The following is a 24,109-nucleotide window of genomic DNA, read 5'->3' as shown; positions in this document are numbered from 1 at the left end:
CAGATCCCGTCGCCTGGAACCGGCTCGTTCAATCCGACGTATCAACGCCCTCTTTCAGCTCCAGCATCAACCCGCTCAAGCGCTTAACCTTGCGCCTCACCGCTTCTTCGAATACGCCGGCGCGCGGCTCGATCAATGTGAACCAGTTCTTGGCCCGGGTAATCCCGGTGTAGATCAGTTCCTTGGTGAGCACAGGGTTCAAGGCATCCGGCAGGATCAATGCAGTATGAGCAAACTCCGAACCCTGGGATTTATGCACCGTCATCGCATAAACGGTTTCGACATCATTGAGCCTGCTCGGCAAAACGTAACGCACCCCACCCTGCCCGTCATTGCGCGGGAATGCCACTCGAAGCACCTGCTTGCCCGCTTCAGGCCCATCACGCTCGGGAAGTTTGAGCGCGATGCCGATATCGCCATTCATCAACCCCAGGCCGTAATCATTGCGCGTCATCAGCACTGGCCGTCCTTCATACCACTGCTGATCGCTGTCGATCAGCCGGGCCTTGAGCAACGCCTCGGTCACTCGCTGATTCAGCCCCTCCACACCCCACGGCCCTTTGCGGACCGCGCACAACAATTGGAAGGCATCGAAGGCTTGCAAGACTTGTCGTGCCCAATCCATCCAACGTGAATCATCCAGTGGCGTGTCGAGCGCAGGTCGCTGGTTTCGCAGCAGGCTCAAGTAATGCCGATAACCCTGCGGCCCCTCGCCTTGGCCTTCAAGCAGAAGGCGCTCCAGTGCGCGATCCTGTTCATTCTTGAGAGGCAGGAAAAACACGTCGTCGTGGCTTCGAGCCGCCAGCAACTTGCGCGCCTCTTCGGGCTGCTGCTGGTTGACCCAACGGGCCAACTGGCCGATTCCACTGCCTTCACCGAACCGTCGCGAGTGGCGCAGCATCACCACTTGCTGGGCCAATGGATGAGTGCCTTGGGTGTCTTCCTGTAACCCGCTCTGCGCCAGACTTTCGCCACTGACTGACTCCAGCCACTGGCGTGTTTGCGGGCTGTACCAGCCGGCCTCGGCATCGCGGCACAAATCGCCAAGCACCGCACCGGCCTCCACCGATGCCAGCTGATCCTTGTCTCCCAGCAACACCAAACGAGCGTGGGGAGGCAGCGCATCCAGCAGATTGGCCATCATTTCCAGGTCGATCATCGAAGCTTCGTCCACCACCAACACGTCCAGCGGCAAGCGATTGCCCGCATGGTGCCGGAAATGTCGCGTTCCGGGACGGCTGCCGAGCAAGCGGTGAACGGTGGTGACTTCCGACGGGATCTTGTTGCGAATGTCTTCAGTCACTTTCAGCGTTCGCACTTGCTGACTGATGGATTCGGTCAATCGCGCCGCGGCTTTGCCGGTCGGTGCGGCCAGGCGAATGCGCAGCGGCTTGCCGGCTTCCACCGCTGGAGCCTGGAGCAAGGCCAGCAAGCGCACGACCGTCGTAGTCTTGCCGGTTCCGGGACCACCGGTGACGATGCTGAAAGCGCCGCGGGTAGCCAGGGCACAGGCAAGTTTCTGCCAATCGATGACCTCACCAGGCTTGGCCGCACCGAACAAACCAGTAAGGCGGTGAGGCAAGTCGCTTGGCGTGGTTTCGTATTCAGCCAGACGCTGACGCAGCGAGCTGTCGATACGCCGCTCGTACGCCCAGTAGCGACGCAAGTACAGGCGTTTGCCCGACAACACCAATGGTCTCTGCTGCACGGCCTCACGGCCGTCTGCCGCCAATGCAACCAGGCTGCCCGAGGCTAGCACCTTGCACCAATGGGCGCCGTCCAGGCTCTCGAGCAACTGTGACGGCAGCAGCATTGCACCGCTGTGCAGATCGCCTTCCGGTGGCAGCGACAGGGCGAAGTCCGGTTCCTTCAAGGTTTCGAACAGATCCAGGCAGACATGCCCATGGCCTAACTGGTGACTGGTCAACGCCGCTGCCAGTAGCACCAATGGATCATCGTCCGGTGCCAGCTCATGAAGGAACGCAACGAAGGCTTTGTCCAGCGCACGCAACCAGCCACGCTCGACCCAGCGCGTCAGCAACAGCAGCAGATCGTCGGCGCGGCTTAATGGGGTGAGGGCCGCCAGGCTCTCTGCTGCCAACGAGGTGGGCAGCAAATCAGCAAAGGTGCGGCTCATAGCAATACTCCCTGTTCCCACGCGGGTTCGGCCTTGGGCTCCGCCTTGCCCTGAAACAGTCGGTCCAGTCGCTCGATCAGCGCTCTTGGCGGACGGGCAAAGTAAACGCCATGACTAGAGGCTCGCGTGCCGCGCAGGAACAGGTACAACGCACCACCGACATGCCGGTCGTAGTCGTAATCCGCCAGCCGGGCCTTGAGTTGGCGATGCAGGGCCAGGAGGTACAAGACGTATTGCAGGTCGTAACGGTTGTCGAGGATCGACCGTTCCATGGCCTGCTCGGTGTAGACCGAGTCATCAGCGCCCAGCCAGTTGGATTTGTAGTCAGCGACGTAATAGCGGCCGTCGTGTTCGAACGTCAGATCGATGAAGCCCTTGAACATGCCGTTGAGCAGCACCGGTTCGGCGGCCACCCGGGCCACCCCGTTGTGCGTATGTTGGCGCACCAGTGCATCGAGCTCGAGCACATCGACCTTATGGCTGGCAAACCAGAACTCCATCTCGACCTGGTATTGGGTCAGCCGCTCGAAAATCACCGGGGCCTGCCCGGACCCCACAGGCAACGGTGATTTGAGCAGATGCTGCAACCAATCGCTCAACGTGGTTATCCAGCCTTCCCAACCACGACGATTGCAACGACGGGCGATGGCATCCTCCACGTCTTGAGGCGTGACGGTAAAACCTTCGTCACCCGCCCACTCGAGCAAACCATGGAGAAAGGTGCCCGGGTTCGGGCCACGGGGGAATCTATGGATATCAGCCCCCCCCGTAGCCATCTCCAGGGGGGCCTGCGGATCGAGACGTTCGTCGTCGAAGAGTTTTTGTGCCTGCGGACTTTCCGGTGCCTCATCACTGCCGACGCTTAGAATATCGCTCAGGCGCAATGCGCTGTAAGAAGCGATCCACCAGTTTTCGCTCGCTTTGCGCTTTGGAATCAACGGCGCTCGCAACACCGCTTCGTTCTGCGCTGGATGATAGTGTTCGACAGTGGCTTCAGGCATTTCGCCGTAACCCAGTGCAGCGCAATCCTGCTGCAAGTCTTCAAGCCAACGCTTTAAACCCGCTGACTCGGCCAGTACAGCACCGCCTCCCAGCAAATAGCCGAGTGCCGACAGGTGCAGCACCGAGCTGTTGTTATTACCGCGCTTGAGGTCCGTCACGCCCAGCCAGCAGGCATGTTGCGCTCGGGTCAGGGCCACATACAACAGACGCAGATCTTCTGCCAGTCGTTCGTCATCGGCCAGGGCAATCAACTCGGCGGTCGGGTTCAAACTCACCTGGGACTTACCCATGGTGTCGTGAAAATGCAGTGGCAACCGGCTGCCATCTACCGGTTTCGCCGAGCAAATGAACGGCAGGAACACCAACGGATATTCGAGCCCCTTGGACTTGTGGATGGTCACGACCTTGACCAGTTGCTCATCGCTCTCCAGACGCAGGATCTGCTCTTCTCCGGCCTGACCGGACAGAGCCAGATGCTCGGACAAATGACGGATCAGTGCCTGCTCGCCATCCAGCTCCGCGGATGCCTGTTGCAGTAACTCGCAGAGATGCAACAGGTTGGTCAACACTCGCTCGCCATCGCTGCGTGCAATCAATGCCTGGGGCAGCTGGAAGTCATGCAGCAAGCATCGCAACATAGGCAACACGCCTTGCTTGCGCCAGATCTCGCGATAATGGCGGAACTGCATGACCCGCGCTTCCCAGGCCAGTTCATCCTGATTGAGCCGCTCCAGCTCCGCCAACGACAGGTTCAGCGTGACGCAGGCCAAAGCGGCCCGCAGCGGTCGCTCGACATCCGGCTCAGCGCAGGCCTTGAGCCAGGTCAGCACGTCATGGGCTTCCTGAGCGGCGAACACTGAATCCTTGTCCGACAGATAAACACTGCGCACTCCACGGGCAGAGAGTTCCGCGCGCACGGCCTGCGCTTCCTTGCCATCGCGGACCAGGATCGCGATATCCGCTGGCAGCAGGCCTTTGAAATCCTTGCCGTCCTGCACGAACCCCGCTCGGCCTTGTTGCCCACCGTTGAGCAGTGCAGTGATTTCACTGGCACACGCGGCGGCCAGTTGTTGCCGATACACCGCACCGGACAACGGCTGCTCGGCAGACAAATGCCAGATGTTCAGCGCCGGCACGACTTGATCGTCAATACACAGAACTTCTTTGCGGCCCTGGGACTCGACGGGCAAAAACGGTACCGGGTTATCACCATTGCGCTCACGGAACAGGAAGGCACCGCGTCCCGCCTCACGAGTCTCCGCGCGCTGGAAAACATGGTTCACGGCACTGACCATGCCGTGACTCGAACGGAAGTTGGTGCCCAGGGTATGCAAGCGGCCAGCAGTCGCTTGGCGGGCACGGAGGTAGGTATAAATGTCGGCACCTCGGAAGGCATAGATCGCCTGCTTCGGGTCGCCGATCAGGAACAAGCCGCTTTCAGGATTATTGTCCTCGATGCGATAGATGCTCTCGAAGATCCGGTACTGCACCGGGTCGGTGTCCTGGAATTCGTCGATCAGCGCCACCGGAAACTGCTCGCGGATCAAGCTTGCCAAACGTTCGCCGCCTTCGGCTTGCAGGGCTGCATCGAGGCGCAGCAACATGTCATCGAAGCCCATTTCTGCTCGACGACGTTTTTCTTCCTCGAAGCGCGCGCCAACCCAATGGGCGGCATGTTGCAGAACGGCAGCATCAGGCGTCGGCAAGCCATCGAGACAGGCTTTCAGGCCGGGCATTGCGTCAAGGCCCGGATGATTGGGGACATCGCCCTTTTTCCAGGCTTCAGCCATACCGTCGGGGGTCAGGCGTGTGAAGCCGGTACCGATGTCCAGTTGCTCAAGGGTTTCATCCTCGGCCCAGGCTTTGATCTTCTCGAACCACGGTTCGAAGTAACGCGCCTGCATCTTGCGACCGTCGACATTTTTGCTGGCGACACCTTCATGACAGATGGCGAGCAACTCTTCCGCCCACTGACGCCAGGGCATCTTGAGCTCCAGCAGCACAGCACGCCGCTCCTGCAAACACTCCGTGATCAACTCGGCAGGCTCTTTGCTTTCAACGTTATCCCGCTCGCTGGCAAACAATCCGCGAACCCGTGGCAACAATGCCGCCGGTCCACCCCAATTGCTTCGCACCCAGTTCAGCGCATCGCCTTGCATCGGATAACAAAACAATCGCCAGTAGTCGCGCAGGACTTCACCAAGCAAATCGCTGTGATCGGTTTCCAGCGTCTGGGTAAACAGGCTGCCGCTGTCGAAGGCGTGTTCGCGCAACATGCGCTGGCACCAACTGTGGATTGTCGAAACGGCGGCTTCGTCCATCCATTGAGCGGCAATGTCCAGACGATTGGCACAGCCGGACCATTGCTCGGGCAAGTACTGTTGACGCAGTTCGGCGATCAGGCCGTCAGGTGCCGGGGTTTCCTCGCGGAAAAATCGGGCGGCTTCGGCCAGACGGGTGCGAATGCGCTCGCGCAGCTCCTTGGTGGCGGCATCGGTAAAGGTCACTACAAGAATTTGTGGAGGTAATAGCTCACGCCCGAAGCCACTGCCCTCTGCGCCATGGCCGAGAACCAGGCGCAGGTACAGTGCAGAAATGGTGAAGGTCTTGCCGGTCCCGGCGCTGGCTTCGATGAGCTGACTGCCGCGTAACGGGAATGCCAGCGCTAAAGGTGTTTTGCTGGTCATGGGCGCGGTTCCTCGCTGGACATCGAACGCCAGGGCGCTTCAATCAATGGTCGGTACAGCGCGTTGCACCAATCGACAAATGTCTCGTCGGCGATCAACGCATCGTAATCGGCGAATTGGCGAGCCAGCGCCACGCTTTCCCGTCGCTCACCCTCAGTGGTCAATCCATCACCTTCATAAGCTTTGCGGGCAGCCGCTTCGGCCTTGACCGGGTCGGTTTGACCCAGCCAGGCGAAGGCAGTCTTGACCGCGATCGGCAATGGCTGGCGCATACCCGATTGCCAGGCCAGCAACAGGTCACCCAGAATTCGTCGTGCGCAATCCGCCTCCATTGGCGCGAGTACCAAGCTGTCGTCACTGGCCACCAACGCTGTGGTCATCGCCAGATCGCTGGCACAAGCGACCAGATGATTGACCCAGGGCCGAGTCAGACGATGCCATTTGCGCGATTTGATTGAACCGATGCTGTTGGGGATCGTGGTGATGGACAGCAAACCACCATCCGCACGTTGATGCAGGCCACTGAGCCAGCCTTCAAGTCGCAGACCATGCACCTCCAGGCTCACCGGTAGCGCACTGGCCAATGGCGTTGGCCACAAAGTCAAAAGCTGCTGATAGCGCTTCAGCAGATCTGGCAACGGCTCGATGAGTTCTCGCTGCAGGCATTCGCCAAATCCAGCCATGGGTAAGAGCCCACTGTTTTGCAGGCGCCGTGCTTGTACCTCGAGCGCCTGGTCAGTGTTTTGCGCATCAGCCAGCGCTGCTCCGAGCAAACTGTCGCTGAGGCTATAGCGTTGAAGGGCATCGAGTACAAAGGGTTCTTCGTCCGCCAATGGCACTTCGGCGGCCTCGAAAAACACCTTCAACCGCTGACTGAAAAAATGCCGTACCGGGTTGCGCAGGAAATCCTGGAGTTGACCGAGACTCAGCGGTTCCTCCTGTACGTGGGGATCCAGGATCTGGCTATCAGTCGCTTGTTGAGTTGCCTGGTGAAGCACCTGCCATTCATTGGCGTAGCTGAACAGGTGATCGCCTTCATGGAAGTAACGGGCGCTGAAAGGTTGCAGTGGATGTTCCTGAGTGATGGCCTCAAGCAAATCCTCGTCGGTTTCGTTCAATCGCCAGCCACTGGCCAGATGGTCACGGAGCTGGCCGATCAACACCGACGCAGGGCGCTCACTGTTGTCGCGAATGCTACGGCCGACCCAGCTGATGTATAGCTGGTCTCGTGCCGACAGCAGGGCTTCCAGTAACAAGTAGCGATCATCTTCACGTCGTGAGCGATCGCCGGGGCGGTAATCACTGCCCATGAGGTCGAAGTCCAGCGGCGGTTGCGCACGCGGGTAGTCGCCATCGTTCATTCCCAGCAGGCATACCCGCTTGAAGGGAATCGCCCGCATCGGCATCAAGGTGCAGAAGTTCACCGCACCGGCGAGAAAGCGTTGGGACAAACGCCCCTGATCGAGACCCGCAAGCCAGGCTTCACGGACGACGGTCAGCGGTAGTTCGTCTTGCAGACCAACCGACTCACAATTCTCAAGCCAGGTTTCCCGCAAATCTTCCAGTTGAGTCAGCAGGAAGTCGTCATGTTCGTTGCTGGCCTGGAAGAACAGCGTCACCAATGCCTGCAGGCGCACACTCCATTGTTGGGGCGATGCTGGCTGCGTGAGCTCGCGATGTGCGACCTCCAATGCATCCAGCAGCGCAACCAACGGGCCAATGAGCGCAGCATCCAGCCCACCGATCTCGTCGTAAGGCTCGATTCCAGCACAAGCGCCGGCACTGCCAACTGCATAACCAAGCAACATGCGTCGCAGGCCAAAACGCCAACTGTTTTGTTCCAGCGCCTGGGGCAAGCCCAGGCCCGCACGTTGTTCAGCATTCATCCCCCAGCGAATGCCGGCGCCTTCGATCCAGCGGTGCAGGGTCGGCAGGTCACGCTCCTCGACACCAAAGCGGGCACGTAGGGCCGGAACGTCCAGCAAATCGAGGATTTCACTGACGGGGAAACGACTCTCGGGCAGCTTGAGCAGATGCTCCACGGCGATCAGTAATGGATCACGTCCTCGTTGCCCCTGGTCAGCCAGGGTGAAGGGGATGAAGCGCGGATCGTGACGTTCGAGTTGACCAAACACCGCCCGTATATGCGGTGCATAGCTGTCGATGTCCGGGACCATCACAATCACATCGCGGGGACGCAATTGTGGATCGGCGCTGAAGCGCGCAAGCAACTGATCGTGAAGGATCTCGACTTCACGCTGGGCACTGTGGGCGACGTGAAAACGGATCGATTGATCCTTCTGCGGATCTACCGCTGGCCAACGTTCACGAGTCTCGTTCAGTGGCCGTAACTCAAGGATGTCATCCTGCAATTGATTGAGCATGTTTAGTGGCACGCTGTCGCTGAACAAGTCGATGCGACCGTCGCGAAACGCCGAGCGATAGCTGTTCGGATCGTCGTAGCTGTCGAGCAGGTTGATGTAGTCGCGCCCCTGCTTGCCCCATGCCGCGAGCAATGGATGAGCGTGCTGGTGCAGGGTTTGCGGATCGAGCACAACCGGCATGCCGCTCTTGCGGGCCTGTCGTTTGTATTGATGCCGCAACAGGTCTTTATCGGCGACGATGTCCGCCCAGTGGTGACGACAAGGGTTATGCACGCACAGCAGCACCTGACTGAATCGAGCCAGACCCGCCAGCGCTTCCAGGGCTTGGGCAGGCAAAGAGGAAATCCCGAACACGATCACACGGGAGGGCAATCCGCGGGGGGCTACTTCGAGGCTGTTGATACGTTCGATAAAACGTTGATGGACGCCAGCGCGGCTTTGCGCCATACCCTCTTCACCGACATCCAGTAACAGCGCACGCCACAACTCTGCCTGCCAGCAATTCGATGGCGGCAACGGTTTGGCTTCACCTCTTCCGTTGCGTAATTGGTGACGACCTTCCGCCCAGTCTTCGAGCCAGTCAGCCCGATACACCTGATATTGGTCGAACAGATCCGCCAACCGCTCAGCGAGCTGATAGCGTTTGCGCAGGTCGTTGTCATTGGTAAGGAAGCGCTGCAAGGGCTCGAAGTGCGGCTGATTGATCAGCTGCGGAAGCAGGCGCATCAGGCGCCAGGTCAGCGGGGCTTTGTCGAGCAACGACTTGGCCGGGATCTCGTCACGTCCCAGGACCATGCGATAGAGCTGCCACATGAAGCTACCAGGCAACTGTACGTCGATGGCCGCGGCAATTCCGCACCCCCCCATGTCATCCTCTTCAGCGTCTTCGGCCAGTGCCAGTTTGAGCCATTGTGCAATTCCGTTGCTCTGCACCAGAGCGATTTCATTCTCCAGAGGAGCCAGCGGGTAACGCCGCATCCAGCTAACCACCAGGCTGCGCAACTCGTCCAGGCGGTTGCCGTGAACCACCATAAAACCAGCACTGAGGGACGTCGCGTCCGGCATAAAGGCTTCCTTGGAAAATACAAATGCTAGGGCCGAACCTTAGCATTGTCAGGAGACGGTGACAGCGGGGACCTGTCCGGTAGTGCTGTACGAACTTTCCTGCGGACAAAACAAAACCCCTACCTGCATACGCAGATAGGGGTTTCGGAATTTAATCTTGACGATGACCTACTCTCACATGGGGAAACCCCACACTACCATCGGCGATGCATCGTTTCACTTCTGAGTTCGGGATGGGATCAGGTGGTTCCAATGCTCTATGGTCGTCAAGAAATTCTTGAGCTGACGCGTCTTGCGACGTTCCAGCGAATTGGGTATGCGACAGTTTGTGTGTTGGCGAACTTTCGGTTCATTGCGTCTTCACACACCGCAATCTGGTCTCTTTCGTCTTTTCAACTCGGAGCATCAAATTGCTTGGGTGTTATATGGTCAAGCCTCACGGGCAATTAGTATCGGTTAGCTCAACGCCTCACAGCGCTTACACACCCGACCTATCAACGTCGTAGTCTTCGACGGCCCTTCAGGGAGCTCAAGGCTCCAGTGAGATCTCATCTTGAGGCTAGTTTCCCGCTTAGATGCTTTCAGCGGTTATCTATTCCGAACATAGCTACCCGGCAATGCCACTGGCGTGACAACCGGAACACCAGAGGTTCGTCCACTCCGGTCCTCTCGTACTAGGAGCAGCCCCTCTCAAATCTCAAACGTCCACGGCAGATAGGGACCGAACTGTCTCACGACGTTCTAAACCCAGCTCGCGTACCACTTTAAATGGCGAACAGCCATACCCTTGGGACCGGCTTCAGCCCCAGGATGTGATGAGCCGACATCGAGGTGCCAAACACCGCCGTCGATATGAACTCTTGGGCGGTATCAGCCTGTTATCCCCGGAGTACCTTTTATCCGTTGAGCGATGGCCCTTCCATACAGAACCACCGGATCACTAAGACCTACTTTCGTACCTGCTCGACGTGTCTGTCTCGCAGTCAAGCGCGCTTTTGCCTTTATACTCTACGACCGATTTCCGACCGGTCTGAGCGCACCTTCGTACTCCTCCGTTACTCTTTAGGAGGAGACCGCCCCAGTCAAACTACCCACCATACACTGTCCTCGATCCGGATAACGGACCTGAGTTAGAACCTCAAAGTTGCCAGGGTGGTATTTCAAGGATGGCTCCACGCGAACTGGCGTCCACGCTTCAAAGCCTCCCACCTATCCTACACAAGCAAATTCAAAGTCCAGTGCAAAGCTATAGTAAAGGTTCACGGGGTCTTTCCGTCTAGCCGCGGATACACTGCATCTTCACAGCGATTTCAATTTCACTGAGTCTCGGGTGGAGACAGCGCCGCCATCGTTACGCCATTCGTGCAGGTCGGAACTTACCCGACAAGGAATTTCGCTACCTTAGGACCGTTATAGTTACGGCCGCCGTTTACCGGGGCTTCGATCAAGAGCTTCGCGTTAGCTAACCCCATCAATTAACCTTCCGGCACCGGGCAGGCGTCACACCCTATACGTCCACTTTCGTGTTTGCAGAGTGCTGTGTTTTTAATAAACAGTCGCAGCGGCCTGGTATCTTCGACCGGCGTGGGCTTACGCAGCAAGTGCTTCACCCTCACCGGCGCACCTTCTCCCGAAGTTACGGTGCCATTTTGCCTAGTTCCTTCACCCGAGTTCTCTCAAGCGCCTTGGTATTCTCTACCCAACCACCTGTGTCGGTTTGGGGTACGGTTCCTGGTTATCTGAAGCTTAGAAGCTTTTCTTGGAAGCATGGCATCAACCACTTCGTCACCTGAAAGGTAACTCGTCATCAGCTCTCGGCCTTGAAACCCCGGATTTACCTAAGATTTCAGCCTACCACCTTAAACTTGGACAACCAACGCCAAGCTGGCCTAGCCTTCTCCGTCCCTCCATCGCAATAACCAGAAGTACAGGAATATTAACCTGTTTTCCATCGACTACGCTTTTCAGCCTCGCCTTAGGGACCGACTAACCCTGCGTCGATTAACGTTGCGCAGGAAACCTTGGTCTTTCGGCGTGGGTGTTTTTCACACCCATTGTCGTTACTCATGTCAGCATTCGCACTTCTGATACCTCCAGCAAGCTTCTCAACTCACCTTCACAGGCTTACAGAACGCTCCTCTACCGCATCATCCGAAGATGATACCCGTAGCTTCGGTGTATGGTTTGAGCCCCGTTACATCTTCCGCGCAGGCCGACTCGACTAGTGAGCTATTACGCTTTCTTTAAAGGGTGGCTGCTTCTAAGCCAACCTCCTAGCTGTCTAAGCCTTCCCACATCGTTTCCCACTTAACCATAACTTTGGGACCTTAGCTGACGGTCTGGGTTGTTTCCCTTTTCACGACGGACGTTAGCACCCGCCGTGTGTCTCCCATGCTCGGCACTTGTAGGTATTCGGAGTTTGCATCGGTTTGGTAAGTCGGGATGACCCCCTAGCCGAAACAGTGCTCTACCCCCTACAGTGATACATGAGGCGCTACCTAAATAGCTTTCGAGGAGAACCAGCTATCTCCGAGCTTGATTAGCCTTTCACTCCGATCCACAGGTCATCCGCTAACTTTTCAACGGTAGTCGGTTCGGTCCTCCAGTCAGTGTTACCTAACCTTCAACCTGCCCATGGATAGATCGCCCGGTTTCGGGTCTATTCCCAGCGACTAGACGCCCTATTAAGACTCGCTTTCGCTACGCCTCCCCTATTCGGTTAAGCTCGCCACTGAAAATAAGTCGCTGACCCATTATACAAAAGGTACGCAGTCACCTAACAAAGTAGGCTCCCACTGCTTGTACGCATACGGTTTCAGGATCTATTTCACTCCCCTCTCCGGGGTTCTTTTCGCCTTTCCCTCACGGTACTAGTTCACTATCGGTCAGTCAGTAGTATTTAGCCTTGGAGGATGGTCCCCCCATATTCAGACAAAGTTTCTCGTGCTCCGTCCTACTCGATTTCATTGATAAGAGATTTTCGCGTACAGGGCTATCACCCACTATGGCCGCACTTTCCAGAGCGTTCCGCTAATCTCAAATCAACTTAAGGGCTAGTCCCCGTTCGCTCGCCACTACTAAGGGAATCTCGGTTGATTTCTTTTCCTCAGGGTACTTAGATGTTTCAGTTCCCCTGGTTCGCCTCTTGCACCTATGTATTCAGTACAAGATAACCATCTTATGATGGCTGGGTTCCCCCATTCAGACATCTCCGGATCAAAGTCTGTTTGCCGACTCCCCGAAGCTTTTCGCAGGCTACCACGTCTTTCATCGCCTCTGACTGCCAAGGCATCCACCGTATGCGCTTCTTCACTTGACCATATAACCCCAAGCAATCTGGTTATACTGTGAAGACGACATTCGCCGAAAATTCGCGATTAAACTCACAAATTTTACCTTAGCCTGATCCGTTACCAGTGAAAGTAACGTTCAGTCTATCTTTCTATCACATACCCAAATTTTTAAAGAACGATCTAATCAAAAGACTAGAAATCAATATTCACACCGGAATACTCATTTCTAAACTCTCAAACTTTCGAAGCAGTTTATGGTGGAGCCAAGCGGGATCGAACCGCTGACCTCCTGCGTGCAAGGCAGGCGCTCTCCCAGCTGAGCTATGGCCCCATACAAAATTGGTGGGTCTGGGCAGATTCGAACTGCCGACCTCACCCTTATCAGGGGTGCGCTCTAACCAACTGAGCTACAGACCCAATTTCGAGCTTGTAACTGTTAGCGTGAGCTATCAGCTTGGAGCTTAAAGCTGCTTCTATCGTCTTCTTCAATGAATCAAGCAATTCGTGTGGGAGCTCATGGTGCAGCTGAGTCGTCGATTAAGGAGGTGATCCAGCCGCAGGTTCCCCTACGGCTACCTTGTTACGACTTCACCCCAGTCATGAATCACACCGTGGTAACCGTCCCCCCGAAGGTTAGACTAGCTACTTCTGGTGCAACCCACTCCCATGGTGTGACGGGCGGTGTGTACAAGGCCCGGGAACGTATTCACCGCGACATTCTGATTCGCGATTACTAGCGATTCCGACTTCACGCAGTCGAGTTGCAGACTGCGATCCGGACTACGATCGGTTTTATGGGATTAGCTCCACCTCGCGGCTTGGCAACCCTCTGTACCGACCATTGTAGCACGTGTGTAGCCCAGGCCGTAAGGGCCATGATGACTTGACGTCATCCCCACCTTCCTCCGGTTTGTCACCGGCAGTCTCCTTAGAGTGCCCACCATTACGTGCTGGTAACTAAGGACAAGGGTTGCGCTCGTTACGGGACTTAACCCAACATCTCACGACACGAGCTGACGACAGCCATGCAGCACCTGTCTCAATGTTCCCGAAGGCACCAATCCATCTCTGGAAAGTTCATTGGATGTCAAGGCCTGGTAAGGTTCTTCGCGTTGCTTCGAATTAAACCACATGCTCCACCGCTTGTGCGGGCCCCCGTCAATTCATTTGAGTTTTAACCTTGCGGCCGTACTCCCCAGGCGGTCAACTTAATGCGTTAGCTGCGCCACTAAGAGCTCAAGGCTCCCAACGGCTAGTTGACATCGTTTACGGCGTGGACTACCAGGGTATCTAATCCTGTTTGCTCCCCACGCTTTCGCACCTCAGTGTCAGTATCAGTCCAGGTGGTCGCCTTCGCCACTGGTGTTCCTTCCTATATCTACGCATTTCACCGCTACACAGGAAATTCCACCACCCTCTACCATACTCTAGCTTGTCAGTTTTGAATGCAGTTCCCAGGTTGAGCCCGGGGCTTTCACATCCAACTTAACAAACCACCTACGCGCGCTTTACGCCCAGTAATTCCGATTAACGCTTGCACCCTCTGTATTACCGCGGCTGCTGGCACAGAGTTAGCCGGTGCTTATTCTGTCGGTAACGTCAAAATTGCAGAGTATTAATCTACAACCCTTCCTCCCAACTTAAAGTGCTTTACAATCCGAAGACCTTCTTCACACACGCGGCATGGCTGGATCAGGCTTTCGCCCATTGTCCAATATTCCCCACTGCTGCCTCCCGTAGGAGTCTGGACCGTGTCTCAGTTCCAGTGTGACTGATCATCCTCTCAGACCAGTTACGGATCGTCGCCTTGGTGAGCCATTACCTCACCAACTAGCTAATCCGACCTAGGCTCATCTGATAGCGCAAGGCCCGAAGGTCCCCTGCTTTCTCCCGTAGGACGTATGCGGTATTAGCGTTCCTTTCGAAACGTTGTCCCCCACTACCAGGCAGATTCCTAGGCATTACTCACCCGTCCGCCGCTGAATCAGAGAGCAAGCTCCCTTCATCCGCTCGACTTGCATGTGTTAGGCCTGCCGCCAGCGTTCAATCTGAGCCATGATCAAACTCTTCAGTTCAAACATCTTTGGGTTTTGAGAAAACCCTAAACTTGGCTCAGCAATCGTTGGTTACATCTTTGATTTCTCGCGGAGTAACTTGTGATGCTGATAATCTGTTGACTAGCAGTCTGATACCACAAGCACCCACACGAATTGCTTGATTCAGTTGTTAAAGAGCGGTTGGTTAAGAGCTTTCGTCTCAACCGAGGCGCGCATTCTACAGCAGCCTCATTTGCTGTCAAGCGGTTATTTCAGAAGTTTTCAAGGCTTTCCTTAACAACTTCAACCACTTGCGCTTTCGATCTCTCGTCAGCGGGAGGCGAATTCTACAGCGTTACTCGCTGCTGTCAACACCTCTTTTTCAACTTCCTTTCAGCTTCGATGACCTGAAGCAACCTGCTGCCGAAAACTGCGTAACTCATTGTTTACCAAGGAGTTTTCCGTTTCGACTGCGCCGGAAGTGGGGCGAATTATAGACACCTCAGATCTGCCGTCAACCGCTATTTTCATAAATCTGTCATATAGGTCAAAAAAGCCCCAAAAATGCGAAGGCCGGCCTAAAGAGGCCGGCCTTCTTCCCTTCGACTTACAAGCTAGGGAACGCGAACTGCGACGCTTCATGGCTCGCGCGCTGTGGCCAGCGCTGGGTGATGGCTTTGCGGCGGGTGTAGAAACGCACGCCATCCGGGCCATAAGCATGCAGGTCACCAAACAACGAGCGCTTCCAACCGCCGAAGCTGTGATAAGCCACCGGGACCGGCAACGGTACGTTGACGCCGACCATACCGACTTCAATCTCATCGCAGAACAACCGTGCCGCTTCCCCATCGCGAGTGAAGATGCAGGTGCCGTTGCCATATTCATGGTCGTTGATCAGTTGCATCGCCTCTTCCAGGCTGTTGACCCGGACAACGCACAATACCGGCCCGAAGATCTCTTCTTTATAGATGCGCATCTCTGGCGTGACGTTGTCGAACAGGCAGCCACCGAGGAAGAAGCCATTTTCGTGACCGGCCACACTCAGGCCACGACCGTCCACTACCAGCGTCGCGCCCGCCGCTACGCCATCTTCGACATAGCCGCTGACCTTGTCTCGCGCCTGGCCGGTGACCAGTGGCCCCATGTCCAGACCGCAGGAAGTGCCAGCGCCGATTTTCAGCGCCTTGATCTGCGGCGTCAGCTTGGCCACCAGCGCATCGGCAACTTGATCACCCACGCAGACAGCCACCGAGATCGCCATGCAACGCTCCCCGCAGGAACCGTAAGCGGCGCCCATCAGTGCGCTGACGGCATTATCCAGATCCGCATCCGGCATCAGCACAGCATGGTTCTTCGCCCCGCCCAGTGCCTGGACACGCTTGCCACGCTTGGTGCCTTCGGCGTAGATGTATTCGGCAATCGGTGTCGAACCAACGAAACTCAGGGCTTTGACTTCCGGGGCTTCGATCAACGCATCCACTGCAGCCTTGTCTCCGTGAACCACGCTCAGCACACCCTTCGGCAAACCGGCTTCCAGCAGCAGTTGCGCAATCAGCAATGTCGAGCTCGGATCACGCTCGGACGGCTTGAGGATGAAGCAGTTGCCGCACACGATCGCCAATGGATACATCCACAGCGGCACCATGGCAGGGAAGTTGAAAGGAGTGATACCGGCCACTACACCCAGTGGCTGGAAGTCCGACCAGGCATCGATGTTCGGACCGACGTTACGGCTGTATTCGCCCTTGAGGATTTCCGGTGCAGCGCAAGCGAATTCAACGTTCTCGATACCACGCTTTAATTCACCGGCAGCGTCTTCCAGGGTTTTGCCGTGCTCTTCGCTGATCAGTTGGGCAATGCGCGATTCGTTCTGTTCCAGCAGCTGCTTGAAACGGAACATCACCTGGGCACGCTTGGCCGCTGGTGTGTTACGCCAGGCCGGGAACGCGGCTTTGGCAGCATCGATGGCTTGTTGAATGGTTTCGCGGCTAGCCAGCGGCAGCTTGTGGATAACCTGGCCGGTGGACGGGTTGAACACGTCAGTGCTGCGAGCGGTTTCGGTAACCAGCTCACCATTGATCAAATGCGGAATAACGCTCATGGAAGCTCCTGAAAAAGTTGTCCACAGACGCCGCTTCAGGGCGCCTGTCGTTTGCATCTATATAGCGGGAGAAATCAGTCGATCTTGCTCAGCACTTCGCCGACCGCGTCGAACAGACGATCCAAGTCTTGCGGCTTGCTGTTGAAGGTTGGGCCGAACTGCAGGGTGTCACCGCCGAAACGCACGTAGAACCCGGCTTTCCACAGCGCCATGCCTGCTTCGAATGGACGCACGATGGCATCGCCGTCACGCGGTGCAATCTGGATGGCACCGGCCAGGCCATAGTTGCGGATGTCGATGATGTTTTTCGTGCCTTTCAAGCCATGCAGCGCATTTTCGAAATGCGGTGCGACTTCGGCCACGCTCTGCACCAGGTTTTCCTTTTGCAGCAGGTCGAGTGCGGCCAGGCCCGCGGCGCACGCCACCGGGTGGGCGGAATAGGTGTAGCCGTGGGGGAATTCCACCGCGTATTCAGGTGTCGCCTGGTTCATGAAGGTCTGGTAGATCTCGGAGCTGGCAATCACCGCGCCCATCGGGATCGCACCGTTGGTGACTTGCTTGGCGATACACATCAGGTCCGGGGTCACACCGAAGGTTGTGGCACCAAACATAGTGCCAGTACGGCCGAAACCGGTGATCACTTCGTCGAACACTAGCAGGATGTTGTGCTGGTCGCAGATCTCGCGCAGACGCTTGAGGTAACCCTGTGGCGGAACCAGCACGCCAGCGGAACCGGCCAATGGCTCGACGAACACGGCGGCGATGTTGGAAGCATCGTGCAGTTCGATCAGCTTGAGCAGCTCATCGGCAAGGGCGATACCGCCCTGCTCCGGCATGCCGCGCGAGTAAGCATTGCTCGCCAGCAACGTGTGCGGCAGGTGATCGACGTCCATCATCGCCTGGCCGAACAGTTTGCGGTTGCCATTGACGCCACCGAGGCTGGTGCCAGCGATGTTCACGCCGTGGTAGCCACGGGCGCGACCGATCATCTTGGTCTTGGTCGACTGGCCTTTGAGGCGCCAGTAGGCACGCACCATCTTCACGGCCGTGTCGGCGCATTCGGAGCCGGAATCGGTGAAGAATACGTGGTTCAGGTTGCCCGGCGTCAGGTCAGTGATTTTTTCTGCCAGCTGGAACGACAGTGGGTGACCGTATTGGAAGCCTGGCGAGTAATCGAGCGTGCCCAGCTGCTTGGCCACCGCCTCTTGAATTTCCTTACGGGTGTGCCCGGCACCGCAGGTCCACAGACCCGATAGCGAGTCATAGACTTTGCGACCCTTGTCGTCGATCAGCCAGCTGCCTTCGGCACCAACGATCAGACGCGGATCGCGCTGGAAGTTACGGTTGGCGGTGTATGGCATCCAGTGCGCGTCGAGCTTGAGTTGGCTGGCCAGGGAAGTCGGGGCATTTTCAGGCAAATTCATCGGGAAACCTCACAAGGCAATAAGCGGCGTAGGGATTGAAAACCGTTGTTGCAGCTAAATTGCCACGGGGATAAAGTCGGTGAAATTCAACTTTTGTAACCTTTAGTCGGCCTCTGACTAAACTATCGAGTAACAACCATGAGCAGCCGCCGCCCCGATCCACTGGCGCAAGTCAGCGACTTCGACATACGCCTGCTACGGATTTTTCGCAGCGTGGTCGAGTGCGGCGGTTTCTCTGCCGCCGAAAGCGTGCTTGGCATTGGCCGTTCGGCGATCAGCCAACAGATGAGCGATCTGGAGCAGCGCCTCGGCTTGCGCCTGTGCCAACGTGGCCGCGCCGGTTTTTCCCTGACCGAAGAAGGCCGCGAGGTTTATCAATCGGCTCTGCAACTATTGAGTGCGCTGGAAAGTTTCCGCACCGAGGTCAATGGCCTGCACCAGCACTTGCGGGGAGAACTGACCATCGGACTCACCGACAACCTGGTCACCCTGCCCCACATGCGCATTACTCATGCCCTGGCGCAATTGAAGGAGCGCGGACCGGACGTGCAGATCCAGATCCGTATGATCGCCCCCAACGAGGTGGAGCAAGGCGTGCTCGACGGTCGCTTGCACGTGGGGGTGGTGCCGCAGGCGAGTGCGCTGTCGGGGCTGGAATACCAACCGCTCTATAGTGAACGCTCGCTGCTGTATTGTGCGGTTGGCCACCCGCTGTTTTATGTCGATGACAAGCAACTGGACGATGCGCGCCTCAACAGTCAGGACGCCATCGCACCGACCTTCCGATTGCCAGCGGAAATCCAGGCCCATTATCAGGCGCTCAATTGCACGGCCAGTGCGTCGGACCGTGAAGGCATGGCCTTCCTGATCCTGACCGGGCGCTACATCGGGTATCTGCCAGATCATTACGCCAGCCTCTGGGTGCAACAGGGTCGATTGCGTGCGTTGAAACCAAAAGCGCGCTTCTATGACCTGAGCCTCGCCTCGGTCACACGCAAGGGCCGCCGCCCTCATCTGGTGCTGGAAAGTTTTCTCGAGAGCCTGGCGGCAACGCGCTGAACATCACCGTGCCTGCAGGGTGGTAGTCCTGGAATTATCGTCTCAGGACTTGTGTGTAACTTATGGGTGCGCTATCAACGCACTGGCCGCACCCACCCACCTGACCGGAAGTGCCTATGACCTTTGAAGTCCCAGCTCACGGCGGCAAACCCGCCAGCCGAATTCGTCAGAAGAACGAAGAGACCATCATCAAAGCCGCCGAAGACGAGTTCGCCCGTCATGGGTTCAAAGGCACCAGCATGAACACCATCGCCCTGAATGCCGGGTTGCCAAAAGCAAACCTGCATTATTACTTCACCAACAAGCTCGGTTTGTACGTGGCGGTGTTGAGCAACATCATCGAGTTGTGGGACAGCACCTTCAACACCCTGACTGCCGAGGACGATCCGGCCGAAGCGTTGACCCGCTACATCCGCGCCAAGATGGAGTTTTCTCGGCGCCAGCCACAAGCCTCACGAATCTTCGCCATGGAGGTCATCAGTGGTGGCGAATGCCTGACCGAGTATTTCAATCAGGACTACCGCGCCTGGTTCCAGGGCCGGGCCGCGGTGTTTCAAGCGTGGATCGACGCTGGCAAAATGGACCCGGTCGATCCGGTCAACCTGATTTTCCTGTTGTGGGGCAGTACCCAGCATTACGCCGACTTCGCCACGCAGATCTGCCGTGTCACCGGTCGTTCCAAGTTAACCAAGCAGGATATGGAAGACGCTGGCAACAACCTGATCCACATTATTCTCAAAGGCTGCGGCCTGAAGCCAACCATTTAAGACGATTATGCCTTTTACCCTCAGTGGTTTTTGCGAATACCGCGAAGAGATTCGCAAAAGCCGCTTCATTACCTTCGCCGCGCCAATCGCCAGTCCCGCTGAAGCCCAGGCGTTTATCGAACAGCACAGCGACTTGAACGCCACCCACAATTGCTGGGCATGGAAGCTCGGTGATCAGTACCGCAGCACCGATGACGGCGAACCGGGGGGCACTGCTGGCCGGCCGATACTGGCAGCAATCGACGCGCAGGATTGCGATCAGGTCGTTGTGTTGGTGATTCGCTGGTATGGCGGCATTCAACTGGGCACCGGCGGACTCGCCCGGGCCTATGGCGGTGGCGCCAACAAATGCCTGCAAGCGGCGCCGAAGATCGAGTTGATCAGTCGGGTGCCTCTACGCTGTGCCTGCGCGTTTGGCGAACTAGCGTTGCTCAAACTGCGGGTCGCGGAACTCGGCGGGCTGATCGTTCAAGAAAATTTCACGGCCAATGGCGTTGAGTTGCAGTTGGCGGTCGGTGAGGAGCAGATCGCCACGTTGCAATCGCACCTTGCCGATTTGAGTCGCGGGCGGATTTTGCTGGAGCGTTAAAGATTTAAAGATCGCAGCCTTCGGCAGCTCAGCATGGCTGCGATCTTTTGGGGCATTTCCGATTGTCGATGCATGTGACAGTTGCCCACATCTGCTGTGCACCCGGCTGTGGATAACCTGAGCACATACCGCTGTAACCCTTCTGTCATGCGGCTTTGCGGGCTTTGCTCATTTTTCGTCCAATTCGCCTCAAGAAAGATAAAATTCAAGAAAAAACATAGACTTAGAGCGGTTTATCACCTTTAGAAGATAGCCGCCTTACGCTTATGCCCGACTTTCGCGCTTGCGCACAAATACTGTGGAGCAATCTGTGGATAACCCGTTCATGGGTCTCTCGACACCCTATCCGGCATGGCCCGCCATAGATTGCTCATTTTTTGATCAGCTTACATCGAGCAAATCTGAAGCTCGCTCGGCAGGCTTGCCCTCAAGTGGTGCCTGCCCTGATTCGGATAGCTGCTTTACCGGCAATATTTGAACAACTCCCCACGCCAACTCAAAGAACAGGAAGATCGCCAAAAGCCAGCTCGCCCCATGAGCCAGTGCATAAACCTGCCAAGCTGCAAACAAGAACCTCGCCACCGCGTCATACCGCCCATACACCTGCTGCGGATCACGAATACGCAGCATCGCCCACACGCAAACAATCGACCCCAACAGATTCGCCATCAGCATGTGCACCGGCTCGAACGGTGGCAGTTCGCCGGGCAGGTTGAAAGTCTGGGTCAGACTCAACAAAAGCCCGTGTACCGCAGCAAAGCTCCACGGCGTGGCAAACGCAGCCGTGACGATCAAGTCGTACCACGCACTGCCGCGCACCAGTTGACGATATTGCGTTGTAGTCCACATTGACCTTGCTCCATCAATTCAGGGAGCAACAAGGCTAAAGCCTGGAGTATGCTCCAGGGTCAAGCCCTCTCGAGATGTCATGATGCGCATCGGTGAATTAGCCCGGGCCAGCGAAGTCAGTCGCGACACGCTGCGCTTCTACGAACAACGCGGATTGATCACAGCGCAACGCAGCGTCAACGGTTATCGCGATTACCCGGCCGACACCGTGCAACTGGTGCTGTACATCAAGACGGCTCAACGATTGGGCTTTACCTTGGGTGAGATCGGTCATAACGTCGCTGCGTTATGGCAGTCGCCCGATCCAGACAGCGCGGTCACACAGTTGCTGCAAGACAAGCTCAAGCTGATCGAAAACCGCATGACCGAACTGAGTACGCTGCGCATCGAATTGCTGCAGCGTCTCGGCCAACGCTGTCCACTGAATCCGTGATTCTCAACTATCAAGGAAGCACACATGTCCACGGCAAAAACTGCTCTCATCATCGGTGCATCCCGGGGGCTGGGCCTCGGTCTGGTGAAAACCCTGCTGGCGGACGGCTGGCAAGTCACCGCCACCGTACGCAACCCGCAAAACGCGGAAGCCTTGCATGCCCTGGGCAATGTTCGGGTCGAGAAACTCGACATGGACGATCAGCAGGCGGTGATCGCCTTGAGTCAGCAACTCAAGGGCGAAGTGTTCGACCTGCTGTTCGTCAATGCCGGGGTCAAGGGGCCAGACGTGCAGACACCGGGCGGTGCGACGCTGGCCGAAGTCGGGCAGCTGTTTTTCACCAATGCCGTGGCACCGATCAACCTGGCCCAGCGCTTCGTCAGCCAGATTCGCCCCGCCACCGGTGTGCTGGCGTTCATGAGTTCGGTACTCGGCAGCGTGACCATGCCCGACGCACCGGAACTGGCGCTGTACAAGGCCAGCAAAGCCGCACTGAACTCCATGACCAATAGCTTCGTCACGCAATTGGGCGAGCAAAAGCTCACTGTGCTGTCGCTGCACCCGGGCTGGGTGAAAACCGACATGGGCGGTGAAGGCGCCGATATCGATGTGGAAACGAGTACGCGCGGATTGGTCGATCAGGTGAATGCCTATGTCGGCAAGGGAGGGCATCATTTTGTGAATTATCGGGGTGAGACTATTCCCTGGTAGGCCAAGATTCCTTTGTGGGAGCGAGCTGGCTCGCTCCCACAAAGGTTCATTCCACAAAGGGATCTGCTTTGTTCTGTCGGGCCGGGCTTGCCCGCTTCACGCTTTTGTTCGACACTTCGCACCTCGCCTCCCCGGCGACCCTGGATCAGCAGACAGGGCAACACTGAGCTGGCAACCCTGAACCCAACTTTCAGAGGAGCCGGCCAACATGCCTGCGACCCGTACCTGGTTAAAAAATCCCCTCGCCATTTTCACGGCCAACGGTCTCGATGCCCGTGGCGGTCTGGTGCTGCAAGACGGTGTGATCGTCGAAGTGCTCAGCCTGGGCCAGCAGCCCTCCACACCTTGCAATGAAGTCTTCGATGCCCGCGAGCATGTGATCCTGCCGGGACTGATCAACACCCACCATCACTTCTATCAGACCCTGACCCGTGCCTGGGCGCCGGTGGTCAACCAGCCGTTGTTCCCGTGGCTGAAAACCCTGTACCCGGTCTGGGCACGCTTGACCCCTGAAAAACTCGCCCTCGCCAGCAAAGTCGCGTTGGCCGAGTTGCTGCTGTCCGGTTGCACCACGGCAGCCGACCACCATTATCTGTTTCCACAAGGCCTGGAAAACGCCATCGACGTGCAAGTCGAGAGCGTTCGCGAACTGGGCATGCGCGCCATGCTGACCCGCGGTTCGATGAGCCTCGGCGAAAAGGACGGCGGGCTGCCACCGCAACAGACCGTACAGGAAGGCCAGGTGATTCTCGACGACAGTCAGCGCTTGATCGCCCAATACCACGAACGCGGTGACGGCGCGCAAATCCAGATCGCCCTGGCGCCTTGCTCGCCGTTTTCGGTGACGCCAGAAATCATGTCCGCCAGCGCAGAATTGGCCAACAAACTTGATGTGCGCCTGCACACGCATCTGGCGGAAACCCTTGATGAAGAAGACTTCTGCCTGCAACGCTTCGGCTTGCGAACCGTGGACTACCTGGACAGCGTCGGCTGGCTCGGCCCCCGTACATGGCTGGCCCACGGCATCCACTTCAACCCCGACGAAATCACCCGCCTCGGCGCGGCCGGCACCGGCATCTGCCATTGCCCGAGTTCGAACATGCGCCTGGCTTCAGGCATCTGTCCCAGTATCGAACTGACCGACGCCGGCGCACCGCTGGGCCTGGGTGTGGATGGCTCGGCCTCCAACGACGCGTCGAACATGATCCTTGAAGCGCGTCAGGCGCTGTACATCCAGCGCCTGCGCTACGGCGCCGAGAAGATCACCCCGGAACGCGTGCTGGGCTGGGCCACCAAGGGATCGGCGCAATTGCTCGGTCGCAGCGACATTGGCGAACTGGCAGTAGGCAAGCAGGCTGACCTGGCGCTGTTCAAGCTCAATGAGCTGCGATTCTCCGGCAGCCACGACCCGGTGTCGGCGCTGCTGTTGTGCGGCGCGGACCGGGCGGATCGAGTGATGGTGGGTGGCAAGTGGCGAGTGACTGACGGGCAGGTCGAAGGGCTGGATCTGCAGGGCTTGATTGCTGATCACAGCCAGGCGGCCCGGCAGTTGATCGCGGGTACCTGACACAA

The 24,109-nt window shown here is 57.3% G+C and carries 12 protein-coding genes, 2 tRNA genes and 3 rRNA genes; 6 read left to right on the top strand and 11 right to left on the bottom strand.

Annotated features, from left to right (window positions below; all coding sequences use genetic code 11):
- Nucleotides 1–28: 28 nt before the first annotated feature.
- The 10 genes from recD to aptA all read right to left on the bottom strand — a co-directional run bounded on the left by recD (nt 29) and on the right by aptA (nt 18,129).
- On the bottom strand, nt 29–2,137 hold the full coding sequence (gene recD, locus AC07ZE_RS04085) for an exodeoxyribonuclease V subunit alpha (RefSeq protein ID WP_207261536.1): 2,109 nt from the start codon (nt 2,135–2,137) through the stop codon (nt 29–31).
- Entirely contained in the window at nt 2,134–5,826 is a 3,693-nt protein-coding gene (recB, locus tag AC07ZE_RS04080) for an exodeoxyribonuclease V subunit beta (protein ID WP_207261534.1), read from the bottom strand. The genes recD and recB overlap by 4 nt, the downstream gene beginning before the upstream one ends.
- Complete coding sequence (gene recC / locus AC07ZE_RS04075; RefSeq protein WP_207261532.1) at nt 5,823–9,275, bottom strand: exodeoxyribonuclease V subunit gamma; 3,453 nt, start codon at nt 9,273–9,275, stop codon at nt 5,823–5,825. The genes recB and recC overlap by 4 nt, the downstream gene beginning before the upstream one ends.
- A 155-nt stretch (nt 9,276–9,430) precedes the next feature.
- Nucleotides 9,431–9,546: ribosomal RNA gene (gene rrf / locus AC07ZE_RS04070) — 5S ribosomal RNA — on the bottom strand.
- Between the two features lie 154 nt (nt 9,547–9,700).
- Nucleotides 9,701–12,594 (bottom strand): 23S ribosomal RNA (locus tag AC07ZE_RS04065).
- A gap of 229 nt (nt 12,595–12,823) precedes the next feature.
- Nucleotides 12,824–12,899, bottom strand: a tRNA-Ala gene (locus AC07ZE_RS04060).
- Nucleotides 12,900–12,908: 9 nt separating this feature from the next.
- Nucleotides 12,909–12,985: transfer RNA gene (locus AC07ZE_RS04055), tRNA-Ile, on the bottom strand.
- 121 nt (nt 12,986–13,106) lie between these two features.
- A 16S ribosomal RNA gene (locus AC07ZE_RS04050) occupies nt 13,107–14,643 on the bottom strand.
- Together the 16S, 23S and 5S rRNA genes with 2 tRNA genes alongside form the textbook arrangement of a ribosomal RNA operon.
- A gap of 568 nt (nt 14,644–15,211) precedes the next feature.
- Nucleotides 15,212–16,705, bottom strand: a complete 1,494-nt coding sequence (locus AC07ZE_RS04045) for a CoA-acylating methylmalonate-semialdehyde dehydrogenase (RefSeq protein WP_207261530.1) — start codon at nt 16,703–16,705, stop codon at nt 15,212–15,214.
- Nucleotides 16,706–16,779: 74 nt separating this feature from the next.
- Nucleotides 16,780–18,129, bottom strand: coding sequence for an omega-aminotransferase AptA (gene aptA, locus AC07ZE_RS04040; RefSeq protein ID WP_095191985.1), 1,350 nt, complete (start codon nt 18,127–18,129; stop codon nt 16,780–16,782).
- Between the two features lie 138 nt (nt 18,130–18,267).
- Here aptA and AC07ZE_RS04035 point away from each other — a divergent pair, with 138 nt between their 5' ends.
- From AC07ZE_RS04035 to AC07ZE_RS04025, 3 genes are all read left to right on the top strand, one after another.
- Complete coding sequence (locus tag AC07ZE_RS04035) at nt 18,268–19,188, top strand: LysR family transcriptional regulator (RefSeq protein WP_137808280.1); 921 nt, start codon at nt 18,268–18,270, stop codon at nt 19,186–19,188.
- Between the two features lie 116 nt (nt 19,189–19,304).
- Nucleotides 19,305–19,955, top strand: a complete 651-nt coding sequence (locus tag AC07ZE_RS04030) for a TetR/AcrR family transcriptional regulator (protein ID WP_095191987.1) — start codon at nt 19,305–19,307, stop codon at nt 19,953–19,955.
- Between the two features lie 7 nt (nt 19,956–19,962).
- Nucleotides 19,963–20,544, top strand: a complete 582-nt coding sequence (locus AC07ZE_RS04025) for an IMPACT family protein (RefSeq protein WP_207261528.1) — start codon at nt 19,963–19,965, stop codon at nt 20,542–20,544.
- Between the two features lie 381 nt (nt 20,545–20,925).
- Here AC07ZE_RS04025 and AC07ZE_RS04020 read toward each other — a convergent pair whose 3' ends face one another.
- Nucleotides 20,926–21,393 (bottom strand): hypothetical protein, encoded by a 468-nt coding sequence (locus AC07ZE_RS04020; RefSeq protein ID WP_207261525.1) that lies wholly within the window; start codon nt 21,391–21,393, stop codon nt 20,926–20,928.
- Nucleotides 21,394–21,475: 82 nt separating this feature from the next.
- Between AC07ZE_RS04020 and AC07ZE_RS04015 the strand changes: the two genes are divergently transcribed.
- The 3 genes from AC07ZE_RS04015 to AC07ZE_RS04005 all read left to right on the top strand — a co-directional run bounded on the left by AC07ZE_RS04015 (nt 21,476) and on the right by AC07ZE_RS04005 (nt 24,104).
- The gene (locus AC07ZE_RS04015) at nt 21,476–21,826 is read left to right on the top strand and encodes a MerR family transcriptional regulator (RefSeq protein ID WP_207267757.1); all 351 of its coding nucleotides are present in this window, start codon (nt 21,476–21,478) and stop codon (nt 21,824–21,826) included.
- A gap of 24 nt (nt 21,827–21,850) precedes the next feature.
- Nucleotides 21,851–22,537, top strand: a complete 687-nt coding sequence (locus tag AC07ZE_RS04010; RefSeq protein ID WP_207261523.1) for an SDR family oxidoreductase — start codon at nt 21,851–21,853, stop codon at nt 22,535–22,537.
- A gap of 208 nt (nt 22,538–22,745) precedes the next feature.
- Nucleotides 22,746–24,104, top strand: coding sequence for an 8-oxoguanine deaminase (locus tag AC07ZE_RS04005; protein ID WP_207261521.1), 1,359 nt, complete (start codon nt 22,746–22,748; stop codon nt 24,102–24,104).
- Nucleotides 24,105–24,109 lie beyond the last annotated feature (5 nt).

This window comes from Pseudomonas sp. GW101-3H06 (assembly GCF_059424605.1).
This window is presented reverse-complemented; position numbering and strand designations above follow the sequence as displayed.